This is a genomic window from Rhodopila sp., from assembly GCF_035548235.1.
In the GTDB taxonomy this organism is placed as follows: Bacteria; Pseudomonadota; Alphaproteobacteria; order Acetobacterales; family Acetobacteraceae; genus Rhodopila.
The window spans coordinates 85,542-98,517 of the sequence record NZ_DASZTJ010000288.1 but is presented as its reverse complement, the minus strand read 5'-3'; the positions used below and the strand labels follow the sequence as shown (position 1 = coordinate 98,517).

The 12,976-nt window shown below is 66.0% G+C and carries 8 protein-coding genes and 1 pseudogene; 4 read left to right on the top strand and 5 right to left on the bottom strand.

Annotated features, from left to right (window positions below):
- The 4 genes and pseudogenes from VHB27_RS23635 to VHB27_RS23620 all read right to left on the bottom strand — a co-directional run.
- Positions 1 to 644, bottom strand: a pseudogene (locus VHB27_RS23635) (hypothetical protein); the annotation flags it as partial.
- A gap of 661 nt (positions 645 to 1,305) precedes the next feature.
- Complete coding sequence (locus tag VHB27_RS23630; protein ID WP_325605247.1) at positions 1,306 to 2,688, bottom strand: S41 family peptidase; 1,383 nt, start codon at positions 2,686 to 2,688, stop codon at positions 1,306 to 1,308.
- Between the two features lie 192 nt (positions 2,689 to 2,880).
- Complete coding sequence (locus VHB27_RS23625) at positions 2,881 to 3,852, bottom strand: quinone oxidoreductase family protein (RefSeq protein WP_325605245.1); 972 nt, start codon at positions 3,850 to 3,852, stop codon at positions 2,881 to 2,883.
- Positions 3,849 to 4,334, bottom strand: coding sequence for a methylated-DNA--[protein]-cysteine S-methyltransferase (locus tag VHB27_RS23620; RefSeq protein WP_325605244.1), 486 nt, complete (start codon positions 4,332 to 4,334; stop codon positions 3,849 to 3,851). The genes VHB27_RS23625 and VHB27_RS23620 overlap by 4 nt, the downstream gene beginning before the upstream one ends.
- 210 nt (positions 4,335 to 4,544) lie before the next feature.
- Between VHB27_RS23620 and thiE the strand changes: the two genes are divergently transcribed.
- The 3 genes from thiE (at position 4,545) to treS (ending at position 11,475) form a co-directional block, all read left to right on the top strand.
- A complete protein-coding gene (gene thiE, locus VHB27_RS23615; RefSeq protein ID WP_325605242.1) occupies positions 4,545 to 5,198 on the top strand; it encodes a thiamine phosphate synthase in 654 nt (217 codons plus the stop codon).
- 134 nt (positions 5,199 to 5,332) lie between these two features.
- Entirely contained in the window at positions 5,333 to 8,179 is a 2,847-nt protein-coding gene (locus tag VHB27_RS23610; RefSeq protein ID WP_325605240.1) for an alpha-1,4-glucan--maltose-1-phosphate maltosyltransferase, read from the top strand.
- The gene (treS, locus tag VHB27_RS23605) at positions 8,176 to 11,475 is read left to right on the top strand and encodes a maltose alpha-D-glucosyltransferase (RefSeq protein WP_325605238.1); all 3,300 of its coding nucleotides are present in this window, start codon (positions 8,176 to 8,178) and stop codon (positions 11,473 to 11,475) included. The genes VHB27_RS23610 and treS overlap by 4 nt, the downstream gene beginning before the upstream one ends.
- Positions 11,476 to 11,516: 41 nt before the next feature.
- Here treS and VHB27_RS23600 read toward each other — a convergent pair whose 3' ends face one another.
- Positions 11,517 to 11,867 carry a RidA family protein gene (locus VHB27_RS23600; protein ID WP_325605235.1) on the bottom strand — a complete coding sequence of 117 codons (351 nt, stop codon included), beginning with the start codon at positions 11,865 to 11,867 and terminating at the stop codon, positions 11,517 to 11,519.
- Positions 11,868 to 11,968: 101 nt separating this feature from the next.
- On the opposite strand from VHB27_RS23600, the gene VHB27_RS23595 reads away from it, so the two are divergent.
- Positions 11,969 to 12,946, top strand: coding sequence for a ketopantoate reductase family protein (locus VHB27_RS23595; protein ID WP_325605233.1), 978 nt, complete (start codon positions 11,969 to 11,971; stop codon positions 12,944 to 12,946).
- Positions 12,947 to 12,976 lie beyond the last annotated feature (30 nt).

Below are 12,976 nucleotides of genomic sequence, written 5' to 3'. Positions count from 1 at the left end.
GTGCCGCTGGCTGCGATGGCCTGGGCGACCTTCTTGCGCTCCCGCTCTGCGACGCGCTTGTCGCGGGCCCGGCGGCGCAGCGCTTCGGTGAAGCTGATCCCAAACGCCTTGGCATAGGCCGAGACGGTGCGGTTTTCTTCGATCAGGGCACCGACTTTTTCGACCGAGGGCGCGGGTTCGGGCATCGGCTCCGGCTGGGACTGGGGCTGGGGCTGACGCTGCTCCGGCTGGGGCTGCTCCGGCTGACGCTGCGCCGGCTGGCGGTGTTCCGGCTGGCGGTGTTCCGGCTGGCGTTGCGTCAGTTGGCCCGGTTCGGCTGCCGCCCGCAGTTGTTCCAGCCGCCGCTCGGCCTTGGCGACCTCGCGCGCCAGGGCGACGGCGCCGCTGCGCAGGCGCAGCACACGGTTCAGCGGCATGTCCGGCTGGACGGCCTGGGCGAGCGCTTCGCCGGCCTGGAGGTTGAAGGCGAGGATCCGGTAGATGAGGTGAAGTTCGGCCTCGGTCCGGGGACAATGGCCGAGGATCAGCGCCTCGGCGGCTTCCCACGCTTCCTGGTGATTGCCGTTGGCGCCTTCCAGCAGGAGGACGGCGAGGTGGCGGAGGACGGTCCGCAGGAGGGCGGCGGGGAGTTCGGTGATGCGCATGGGGGTGGGTCCGGAGGTGTTCCGGGCATTATAGGTATTTTTGCTATCTTAGCAAGATATTCCTTTGGGGAAGTTCGCCATCAAGCGGCGTTGGCAAGCGGCGTTGGGCCGGGTGCGGGTTGTTCCGGGTTGGTTGTTGGGGTCTCCGGCCTGGCTGTCGTGCTGGTGGAGAGGAAGGTTTTTGACACAGATGGGCACAGATGAACACAGATGAACACAGATGCCGGGGGGAAGGCCCTTGGAGTGCCCCCCTGGAATGAGACACGGAAACTAGCCACACTGTTCTGAGAGGAGAACGGGGATGCGCTGCCCCCGAGGCTGAGACGGAAGACTGGGCACGCTCGGTTGGCTTTTTCCTGTCGAACCTGCGCGCACGCGGTCGGATCAGGGCGAATCTGCATGCATCGTCCGGGATCTGCGTTGAATGACCTTGCCATCGACCGCCCCGACGGCCGGCCCCTGACGCAGGGCGGATGATCGGGAGCCGCCAGCGTCCATCTGTCCGAGTGCCAGGGGGCCGCTTGTCCACGGCCTGCCGACGGCGGACGGGGTGGATGCCGGGTTTTCGCCCGCCAGGACGGGGGATCGACGCTGGTGCTGCCCCTTACTCAAAGCTCATGAGGCATGCACCGCCGTGATGGTACAGGCGCTATGCCCAGCCCTACTCCTGGGACACAGTCTTCTTCGACGCCAGGATTTTGATCGCCTCCCTGGCCTCGATCAGTTGGAAGTCGGTGGTATCCGGCTTCGTCAGATCGAATGCCGGGAAGCCTTCGGGCGGTTTGTCGGGCAACTGCTTCAGCGCGGGGGGCAGGTCGGTACGCGGTGGGATATGTGTTGGGTTGGTTCCGCCCTCATTGGCCAGCGCGTTGCTGTAATCCGCTTCCCGCTCCCCGCCGAAATTGGCGGGGGCGTCACGGGTTTCGCGCACCAGCACGTCCGGCGTGATCCCCAGGCCCTGGATCGACCGTCCGGACGGCGTGTAATAGCGGGCCGTCGTCAGCCGCATCGCGGTATTGCCCGGCAGCGGGATGACGGTCTGCACCGACCCCTTGCCGAAGCTCCTCGTCCCCAGCAGCACCGCGCGGTGATGGTCCTGCAGCGCGCCTGACACGATCTCAGAAGCCGAGGCGGAACCGGCATTGATCAACACCACCAGCGGCGCCCCGTCCAGGATATCGTGCCCGCGGGCATCCCAGCGCTGGCTGTCCTCGGGATGCCGAGCGCGGGTGGACACGATCTCCCCTTCGGGAATGAAGTCCGAGGAGACGGCGACCGCCTGGTCCAGCAATCCGCCCGGGTTGTTGCGCAGGTCCAGGATCAGCCCGGTCAGCTTGCCGCCATTCGCCTGCTCCAGCTTCTTCACCGCTGCCTTGATGCCGGCGTCAGATTGTTCGGTGAACTGGGTCAGGCGGACATAGCCGATGCCATCAGGCTCCATTCGCGACTTGACGACCTGGATATGGATGACTTCGCGGGTCAGCGTGACGTCGATCGGCTTGTCGACGCCCTGGCGCTTGATGGTCAGGGCGATCTTGGAGTTCGGCGGACCGCGCATCCGGTCGACCGCGTCGTTCAGCGACATGCCGATGACGCTCTTGCCGTCCAGGGCCGTGATGATGTCGCCCGGCTTGATGCCGGCCCGAGCCGCCGGCGTGTCGTCGATCGGCGAGACGACCTTGATCAGCCCTTTGTCCTCGTTGACTTCGATCCCCAGGCCGCCGAATTCGCCTCGGGTCTGGATCTGCATGTCCTTGAACGCCTTGGCGTTCATGAAGGAGCTGTGCGCATCCAGGCCGGTCAGCATACCGTTGATCGCGTTCTCGATCAGCTCCTTGTCGTTGACGGGATCGACATATTCGGCGCGCACCCGCTGCAGCACGTCGCCAAAAATCTTCAGTTCCTGATAGATGTCGGTGTTACCGCTGTCGTCAGCGAACGCTTGATGCAGGGGCCAGTGACCGGTTCCCCCGATCACCAGGCCGGACGCGAACGCCGTAGCGATCAACAAAGTGTAACGCCACTGTCCGAGACGGACTTTCATATTTCTATCACCCTTGGCGCGACGGTTCCTGGACCATCGCGATGTAAGCCGTGTTCACACGTTGCCAGTCACTATGCTGCCTCAGGAAGCGGCGCTCCGTCCACAAGGGATTGATCGGCCCTCATTACCGTTGTGAGAGGTGTTTCCCGGACCGACCCGCCGCCCGCGGCGGCATTCCCGCAGGGGATATCGTCAGGGCAGCAGGACCGTGCTGCCCGTGGTCTGCCGGCTTTCCAGCGCGGTGTGCGCGGCGCCGGCGTCCTTCAGAGCGAAGGTCTGGTTGACCCGTATCTTGACCGCGCCGCTGGAGACGACGTTGAACAGGTCATCGGCGACATTCACCAGGTCGTCCCGCTTCGCGGTGTAGGTGGCCAGGGTCGGGCGGGTGATGAACAGGCTCCCCTTGGCCGCCAGCAGGCTGAGTTCCAGCGGCGGCACCGGTCCGGACGCGTTGCCGTAGCTGACCATCAGTCCCAGCGGGGCGAGCGAATCGATGCTGGCATCGAACGAATCCTTGCCGACGCTGTCGTAGACGACGGGAACCATGGCGCCGCCGGTGATGCGCTTGACCTCGGCGGCCAGGTTGGTGTGCCCGATGACGGTATGCGCGGCGCCGTTCGCCTTCGCCAAGGCGGCTTTCTCTTCGTTGGAAACGACGCCGATCACCGTGCAGCCCAGATGCTTGGCCCACTGGCACATGATCAGCCCGACCCCGCCGGCGGCGGCGTGAACGACGATCGTTTCGCCTGCCTGGACCCTGTGGGTGCGGCGCAGCAGGTATTGTGCGGTCATGCCTTGCAGCATCATTGCCGCGCCGGTCTTGAAGTCGATCGTGTCCGGCAGTTTCACCAGTCGGTCGGCGGCGATCACCCGCTCCGTCGTATAGCCGCCCAGGGGCCCGGCATAGGCGACCCGGTCGCCCGGCTTCACATTGGTCACCGCCGCGCCGCAGGCGACGACGGTGCCCGCGCCTTCCTGGCCGATGATCAGCGGCATGCCCGGCGCTTTGTAGAGACCGGTCCGAAAATAGATGTCTATGAAATTAAGGCCGATCGCTTCGTGCTTGATCAGTGCCTCGGTCGGGCCGGGTTCGGGGGTCGGGATGTCTTCCCACACCATGACCTCCGGGCCACCAGTGGAATGGATGCGAATGGCCTTCGTCATGCCGCTTCTCCGGTCTCGTTGTCTGGTTCGAAGAGGGGCCGCTGGGGGTTTTCCAATGCCAGCAGCCATCTCTTGGTCGAAAGTCCGTCGCCGCCGGAATAGCCGCCAAGATGGCCTTCGGCAACGACGCGATGGCAGGGAATGATGATCGGGATCGGATTGCGCCCGTTTGCCTGACCGACGGACCGGGGACTTCCGCCGGCCTTGGCGGCGATCGTGCGATAGGAACAGATCTCCCCGAACGGGATCTCGCACAGTGCCCGCCAGACGGCGGTCTGATAGGGCGTTCCACGCGGCGCCAGGGGCAGGTCGAACTGCCTTAGCCTGCCGTCGAAATAGGCGTCGAGTTGTTCGCCCGCCCGACGCAGCAGGGGCGTCGCCGACTGATCCGGCACCCAGCCCCAGTCGAGGGCGACGATCGTTCCCGACTCCTCGAACAGCGTGAGGTCCCCGATGGGGGAATGCATGGATAAAAGGGGCACGGACGAAATCTCCCTTCGTAACACGGATGCCAGACCGCCGCCTCGCGGCTGTCAAGTCCAGCCGCCCCGATTGCGCCCGGGTGTGCGGAAATCCTGGATGACCCTGCGGGTGACAAGGGCCGCCGACCTGCGGTAACAGCGACGCAAGGCATTTCGCGCAGCTTGAGGGACGGGACGGCCAGCCATGCGTGTCTCCAACATCGACGTCTGATGGTGGACGGTCCCGACAGCCCGGGTTGCCGGGTCTACCTGATCACGCCGCCGGCGCTGGACCCGGTGCCGTTCGCCGACAGGCTGGCCGCGGCGCTGGACGGCGACGACGTCGCGGCGGTGCAGCTTCGGCTCAAGGACGTGGACGATGCGACGTGGCGGCGGGCGATCGACGTGCTGCGGCCTGTCGCCCAGTCGCGCGGCGTGGCGTTCCTGCTGAACGACCGGGCGGACCTGGTCGTCGGCACCGGTTGCGACGGCGTGCATGTGGGGCAGGACGACATGCCGGCCGCCGCCGCCCGCACGCTGCTGGGTCCGGACCTGACGCTGGGCGTGACCTGCAAGGGCAGCCGGGACCTGGCGCTGCGCGCCGGGGAGGACGGGGCGGACTATGTCGCGTTCGGGGCGTTCTATCCCTCCACCACCAAGCAGGTGACGGCCCTGCTGGATCCGGACATCCTGGCCTGGTGGTCGGAGATGATGGAGCTGCCGTGTTGTGCGATCGGCGGGATCACGCCGGAGAACTGCGCGCCGCTGGTCCGCGCCGGCGCTGATTTCCTGGCCGTGGTCGGTTGTGTCTGGAACCATCCCGACGGCCCGGCCGCGGGCGTGAAGGCGCTGAATTCGGCGATTGAGGCCGCTTGCGCCCAATAGCCGCAGGCTCACCGGACTGTTCTTCGGTACGCGAGGGAACCGAGACAGGCCGCCGCTGTTTTTTGGTCATGAACCGACCGAGCGTAGTGACGGCCGAGAAGTCCGGGTTTCGGAGCTGGCCGGCGAAACAACGTGTGAACATCTGCCGTGTTCAGCCGGATGTCGGGTGGGCGTCGTGGGAATGGGACCAGGTCCTTCGGCAGGTGAGGGACCTGGGGTTCAGCCATGTCTGCGTAGGCGCCGGCGCGGCGGTCGCCGAAGTCGCCGAGGCCGCCGGACGGGCGAACGTCTCGGTTCTGGTGGATTTTTCCCCGGAAGTCCGGCCGACGGGACGTGATCCCCGGCGGATGGCGGTCCGGGGCCGAAGCGGCGCGGCGTGGGACGTCCAGCTATCGGCGTTGGCCGCGTCCGGGGCGCAGGGCTTTCGATGCCTCGACCTGGCCGCCGGGTCGGCGGCGTTCTGGCAAGGGGTGCGGGAGGCGCTGCCGGACAGCACGCTGCTGGCCTGGACGCCACGGTTGCCGCCATCGGCAGCCGGCGCCTTCGCGCCGGTCGGATTCGACTTCGCCTGCATCAGCGACGAAGCCCCGCGCGGGCGCGCGGCGTGGTTCCTGGAACTGGCCGCGCTGGCGGGGATGGGCGAGGTCCTGGTCATGCCCCGGGCCCTCATGTCCTCCCGGTTCGCGGCAGCGGTGGGCGCGGGGCTATTCGTGACGCTGGCGGCGGAGCGCAACGGGGACGGGATAGTCCTGGGGCAGGGCCTGGCCCATCCTATCCGAGAGGCCACGGCGCTTGGCAGGATGCTGCCGTCGCCGGGCTTTACCCGCATGGTTGGCAGCCCGGATGACCGGTTGCTGACGCTCCTGCGATCGGACCGGCGGATCATCCGCGAGGCCGACGAGATCGTCCTGGTCGCGGCGAATACGGACGAGGCGCCGCGTCGGCTTGACCTTTCAACGATCGCGGACGCGTCACTGGTCATCGAGGACGATGATCCGGTCGTCCAGCCCGGCGATGTCCGGGTCGTCCGCTGCCGTCAGGCGAAGGCGCCCGTCGTACGGAGGGCGCCTGTTGCGCAGTTCGACGGGGTGCCAAGCCCTCGGATTGTGATCGAGGCCGTCCAGCCCGCAGCGGCGAACCGGACTTGCGCGGTGAAGGCCATTGTCGGCCGGCCCGTGGAGGTCACGGCGGACATCTTCGCGGAAGGGCACGGCAGGATCGCCGCCGACCTGCTGTGGCGAGCTGAAGACGAAGCATCGTGGCAGCGCGAACCGATGGCACTGATCGAGAACGACCGCTGGGTCGCTCGGTTCCGCCCCGACCGCGTCGGCCTGTTCCAGTTCGCGATCGAAGCCTGGCCGGATAGCTGGGCCAGCTTCGCGCACGGCGTCGAGGCCAAGCACGAGGCAGGCCTTGATGTCTCGCTGGAGCTGGTCGAAGGCCGCCTGGCGATCGAGGAGGCGGACCGGGACACCAACGGGCGCCTGGAGGCATGGCGATCCCCGGCGCTGCCCGACCTGCTGTCCCACGACCTGTCCCAGGTGATCCGCTCGCACGGCCGGCGCCCTTTCGCCGTCCGCACCCACGTCACCCTGGTCCGCGTGGAGCGTGTCCGAGCGGAGTTCGGGAGCTGGTATGAGCTGTTCCCGCGCTCGATCACCCAAGACCCGAACCGTTCGGGGACGTTCCGGTCGGTTATCGAGCAACTGCCTGCCATCCGCGACATGGGATTCGACGTCCTGTATTTTCCGCCCATCCATCCGATCGGGCGGGTCAATCGTAAGGGGCGAAACAACAGCTTGACGGCCGAACCGGGCGATTTGGGGAGTCCCTATGCGATCGGCGGCGAGGAGGGAGGGCACGATGCGATCCACCCCGACCTCGGCACCATCGACGAATTCGACGATCTCGTCGCGGCCGCTCGGCATAACGGGTTGGAGATCGCGCTGGACTTCGCGGCGCAGTGCGCGCCGGACCATCCGTGGGTCCGGCAGCGGGTCGAGTGGTTTCAAAAGAGACCGGACGGGTCGATCCGCTATGCCGAGAACCCGCCCAAGAAATACCAGGATATCGTCAATCCGGAATTCTACGGCGAGGCCGCGTTCCCTGCCGTCTGGCAGGCGATCCGGGACGTGTTCCTGTTCTGGATCGAACATGGCGTGCGGATCTTCCGGGTCGACAATCCGCACACCAAGCCGATCCCCTTCTGGAAATGGCTGATCGAGTCGCTGCAAGGCCCATATCCCGAGACGATCTTCCTGGCCGAGGCGTTCACGCGTCCGAAGGTCATGTACAGCCTGGCGGAAGTTGGCTTCTCCCAGTCCTATACGTATTTCACCTGGCGGAACACCAAGGACGAGTTGACCGCGTTCATGCAGGAACTGGTTGCCAAGGAAATGGCATACCGGCCGAATTTCTTCGTCAACACGCCGGATATCAACCCCTATTACCTGCAGCAGAACGGCCGCCAGGGCTTCCTGGTCCGTGCGTTCCTGGCCACGACCCTGGCGGGAAGCTGGGGGATGTATTCGGGGTTCGAGATCTGCGAGTCCGCCCCCCTGCCGGGGCGGGAAGAGTACCTGGATTCGGAGAAATACGAGATTCGGCCCCGGGATTTCACGCAGGATGGAAACATCGTCGCGGAAATCACCCGACTGAACCGCCTGCGCCGCCTGTATCCCGCACTGCAAGCCTATAACGGCTTGGCGTTTTTCGAGACCTCCCATCCCGATGTCCTGGCCTATGGAAAACGCGATCCGTCGGGTGCCGGCATGGTGCTGATGGCGGTGAACCTGCGGCCGGGGGCCAGTGCCGCGGTTCGATTGCGGTTGCCGTTGTGGCCATTGATGCCGGGCGATGTCCAGACGGTCACGGCGCACGACCTGTGGACCGGCGCGCGCACGACCTGGTCGGGCATGAGCGAGGCCATGGATTTCGAACCCGGACGCGCCCCGTTCAGGATCTGGCAGGTGTCAGCATGAAAATCTTGTCGCATCCCCGAGGCCAGGTGACCCCCAACGCGGAAATCCTGACATCGGACGACGGACGCTGGTACCAGGACGCCGTCATCTACCAGGTGCACGTCAAGTCCTATTTCGATTCGAACAACGACGGGATCGGGGATTTTCCCGGATTGACGTCCAAGCTGGACTATATCGCGGACCTGGGCGCCAGCGCGATCTGGCTGCTGCCGTTCTATCCGTCCCCGCGGCTGGATGACGGGTACGACATCGCCGATTATCGGGGCGTCCACCCCGATTACGGTACGCTGGCCGACGTCAAGCAGTTCATCGCCGCCGCGCACAAGCGCGGCATCCGGGTGATCACGGAGCTGGTGCTGAACCACACCTCCGACCAGCACCCGTGGTTCCAGCGCGCGCGAGAGGCCAGGCCCGGATCGCTGTACCGGGACTTCTACGTCTGGTCGGACACCGACACGAAATACGCGAACACGCGAATCATTTTCGTTGACAGCGAGAAATCAAACTGGACCTGGGACGATACGGCCAAGGCATTTTACTGGCATCGTTTCTATCGTCACCAACCGGACCTGAACTTCGACAATCCTCGCGTCGTCAAGGAAATGACCTCGGTCCTGCGCTACTGGCTGGAGCTTGGCATCGACGGGCTGCGCCTCGATGCCGTCCCCTACCTGGCCGAACGCGACGGCACGAACAACGAGAACCTGCCGGAGACGCACTCTATCCTGCGCCGCATCCGTCGCGAGCTGGACCAGCATTATCCGGGACGGATGCTGCTGGCCGAGGCGAACCAGTGGCCGGAAGACACCAAGGAGTATTTCGGAGAGGGCGACGAATGCCACATGGCGTTCCATTTCCCCCTGATGCCACGGATGTACATGGCGATCGCGCAGGAAGACCGCTTTCCGATCACCGATATCCTGCGCCAGACCCCGGACATCCCGGAAAACTGCCAATGGGCGACGTTCCTGCGGAACCATGACGAGCTGACGCTGGAAATGGTCACGGAATCGGAACGCGATTTCCTCTGGGAAACCTATGCCGCGGACAAGCGTGCGCGGATCAACCTGGGAATCCGGCGGCGACTGACCCCGCTGATGGAACGGGACCGGCGCCGTATCGAATTGATGAACTACCTGTTGCTGTCCGTCATCGGCACGCCGGTCATCTATTACGGCGACGAGATCGGGATGGGCGACTATATCCATCTCGGCGACCGGAACGGTGTCCGAACCCCGATGCAATGGTCGCCCGACCGCAACGGCGGGTTCTCCCGCGTCCCCGATCCGTCGCAACTGGTCCTGCCGCTCGTGGTCGACCCGCTTTACGCCTACCACTCCGTCAACGTGGAAAGCCAGGCGGCCGACCAATATTCGGTCCTGATGTGGATGCGGCAGGTGATCGCGATCCGCAAGCGCTATCCGGTCTTCGGCCGCGGCCGGCTGCGCCTGCTGTATCCCGAGAACCGCAAGGTCCTGACCTATCTCCGCGAAGACGACGAAACCGCCATCCTGTGCATCGCCAATCTCTCCCGCACGCCGCAGGCGGTTGAGCTGGACCTGTCCGAGTTCGCCGGCGCGGTCCCGGTCGAGCTTCACGGGGCGACGCGGTTTCCGGCCATAACCCGCTTTCCCTATGCCCTGTCGCTGCCGGGCCGGGGCTTCTACTGGTTCAACCTCGCCCGCGGGGAGGAGACAGCGGCGCCGGCGGCACCGGTCCTGCCGGAGATGCTGACGCTGGTCATGAAACGCAGCCTGGTCGAGGCGATCCAAAGCGAGCAGCGCAATTTCGAGAAGGCGGTGCTGCATGGCTGGCTCAACGGCCGCCGCTGGTTCGGGATGAAAGGGGCCCGTCTGTCAGGCGTCCGGATCACCGCGATGGACATCGCCGGTTCGGGCGACTTCGTGCTGACGGAAATCGAAACCGTCGCCGAATCCAACGGGGAGTCCGCTTCCTGGCAAGTGCCGCTGGGTGTCGTCTGGGACACCGGCGACGCGACGGCCTTGCAGCTTGACTCCGCGATTGCCCGCGTGCGGCGCGGCGCGAAAGTCGGGTTGCTGACGGACGCGTTCCTGATCCCCGAGTTCATCCAATGGCTCCTGGAATGCACGGTCGCCCGTCGGGTCGTCGACGGCCAGTCCGGCACGCTCCATTTCGACCCGACGCCCGCCTTGGACACGGTGCAGGTGGGCGCGCCGCCGGCGGTGCGGTGGCCGTCCCTGGAACAGTCCAATTCGACCGCCATCGTCGACGACCAGATCGTCCTGAAACTTCTTCGCAGGGTGGCGACGGGCATCAACCCGGAAGTCGAGATGGGGCGCTACCTGTCGGACCACGGCTTCGTCGGTACGCCCAAGCTGTACGGAGAGGCGTATCGCACAAGGCCGGACAGGCAGCACCAGACCTTTGCCATCGCGCAGGAATTCGTGCGCAACCAGGGCGATGCCTGGACCTGGACGCTGGAGTTCCTCGATCGCCGCCTGTCCAGCCTTGCGACCGACACCACCGAACGACGCGGCAACGAGCAGGACTTCGAGGAATACGAAGCCTTCGCCCAGCTTCTCGGGCGCCGGGTCGCGGAAATGCACCTGGCGCTCGCCGATGCGACGGACCAGCCGGCCTTCGCGCCGGAACTGACCTCCGACGCCCAGGCCGAGGCCGTCGCAGAGCGCGTCATCGGCCGCTACGACGCGATGATCGCGGCGCTGGCGGGCATGCCCCACCAGTCGTTTCAGAACGCGCTGGACCATCTGACCGCGGCCCGCGAGGCCTTCGCCTCTCGCGTGTGGACGATCGCCGGCGAGTTGAAGGGGGCGATCATGACGCGGATCCATGGCGATCTGCATCTGGGCCAGGTGCTGGTCGCCAATGGCGAACTCTCGATCCTGGATTTCGAGGGAGAGCCGGCGGCGCCGCTGGCGCAGCGCAGGGCGAAAAGCCATCCGGCGCGGGACGTGGCGGGGGTGCTGCGCTCGTTCGACTACGCGGGCGCCGTGGCGACGCAACGGTCCCAGGCCGGTGCCGTCATCACGGAGGCGGATGTCGCCAAGCTGGGCACCAGTTTCCGCGCCGATGCGTCCGGGTCGTTCCTGATGGGATACAGGCAGGCGTACAGGGATGCCGATCGGGTCGCCTCGGTCGAGGCCGTGCCGAACACGGTCGACCTGTTCGTCGTCGACAAGGCCGCCTACGAGGTGATGTACGAGATCGCCAACCGTCCCGACTGGGTCTCTGTCCCGCTGGCCGCCGTGGTTGGCATCGTGGACCTCATGCTGGGTCTGGACGGCGGGGCGTAAGCGGAAAGGCGGGTCCGAACCCGCCTTCCCTGTCCGAACCGCTATTTGCAGGCGGTGACCATGATCTCCACCAGGATGTCCGGCGCCGCCATCTCGGCCTGCACGCAGGCGCGGACCGGCGCGCCGTCCTTCGGCAGCCACGGTGTCCAGACCTCGTTCATCGCGCCGCGATCCTTGATGTTCTTCACCCAGATCACCGCCTGAAGCAGGCGCGTCTTGTCGGTGCCGTGGTGTTCGAGCATGGCGTCGATCTGCGCCAGGACCTCGGCCGTCTGGCCTTTGATGTCCTTGCTGGTATCCTTCGCCGTGATCCCAGGCAGATAGACGAAACCGTGATACTCGACCGCCTTCGACAGGATCGCCCCGGGTTCGGTTCGGATAATCTTGCTCATGCTGTATGCTCCTTCCGTAACGGACGGGCGGAGACTAGTGCCCGATCGGGTCGAGCGCGAGTCACGCCGACGGCGGTGGCCGTCCCCAACGGGAGGGAAGGATGAAACTCTGTGTCTACGGCGCCGGCGCGATCGGCGGCCATCTGGCCGTCCGCCTGCATCGGGGTGGTGCGGACGTGTCGGTCATCGCGCGCGGCCCGCATCTGACGGCGATCCAGGCGAAGGGCCTGACCGTGCATGCCGTGGACGGCACGTTCACGGTCCCGGTCAGGGCCACCGCCAATCCTGCGGAACTGGGGCCGCAGGACGCTGTGTTCGTCACCGTGAAGGCCCCGGCGCTGCCGCAGGTGGCGGCATCGATCGCCCCGCTGCTGAAAGCCGACACGTCCGTCGCCTTCGTGATGAACGGCATTCCTTGGTGGTATTGCAACCACCTGGGCGGTCCGCTGGATGGCCGGTCGCTCCCCCGCGTCGATCCCGGCGACGTCATGCGTACCGCGCTGGGGCCCGGTCGGACGATCGGCGGCGTGGTCTACTCCGCCAGCGCCGTGGTCGCGCCGGGCGTGGTCGAGGTGGAGCAGCCGAAGAGCCGCATCATCCTGGGCGAACCGGATGGCACGCTGTCCGACCGGGTCAAGACGCTGGCCGGCCTGATCACCGCCGGCGGCATCAGCGGCGAGGCGACGCCGGCCATCCGCACCGAGATCTGGAACAAGCTGATCAGCAATCTTGCCGGCGGGACGCTGGCCGTGCTGACCGGCACGGCGCCCAAGTTCATCTATACGGAACCGGCTGCCGAAGCCGCCGCGTTGCGGATGATGCAGGAAGCGGCCGCGATCGCGCAGGCGCTGGGCGCCGATCCGGCCGTGAATCACGCCCAGCGGGTCGCCAACCACAAATCGATGGAACACAAGCCCAGCATCCTGCAGGACCTTGAACTCGGACGGCCGATGGAGGTCGACGGCATGTTCGACGCACCGCTGGCGCTGGCGCGGCTGGCGGGAGTCGAGGCCCCGACGCTGGAACTTCTGGTCAGCCTGTGCAAACTGCGCGCACGGGCCTCGGCTCTGTATCAATAAGCGGGAGGATGTTGCATGGAGACGAGGCCT

Coding starts and splice junctions, on each gene's coding strand:
- VHB27_RS23630 (WP_325605247.1), bottom strand. CDS start 2,688: ATGAAAGTCCGTCTCGGACAGTGGCGTTACACTTTGTTGATCGCTACG.
- VHB27_RS23625 (WP_325605245.1), bottom strand. CDS start 3,852: ATGACGAAGGCCATTCGCATCCATTCCACTGGTGGCCCGGAGGTCATG.
- thiE (WP_325605242.1), top strand. CDS start 4,545: ATGGTGGACGGTCCCGACAGCCCGGGTTGCCGGGTCTACCTGATCACG.
- treS (WP_325605238.1), top strand. CDS start 8,176: ATGAAAATCTTGTCGCATCCCCGAGGCCAGGTGACCCCCAACGCGGAA.
- VHB27_RS23600 (WP_325605235.1), bottom strand. CDS start 11,867: ATGAGCAAGATTATCCGAACCGAACCCGGGGCGATCCTGTCGAAGGCG.
- VHB27_RS23595 (WP_325605233.1), top strand. CDS start 11,969: ATGAAACTCTGTGTCTACGGCGCCGGCGCGATCGGCGGCCATCTGGCC.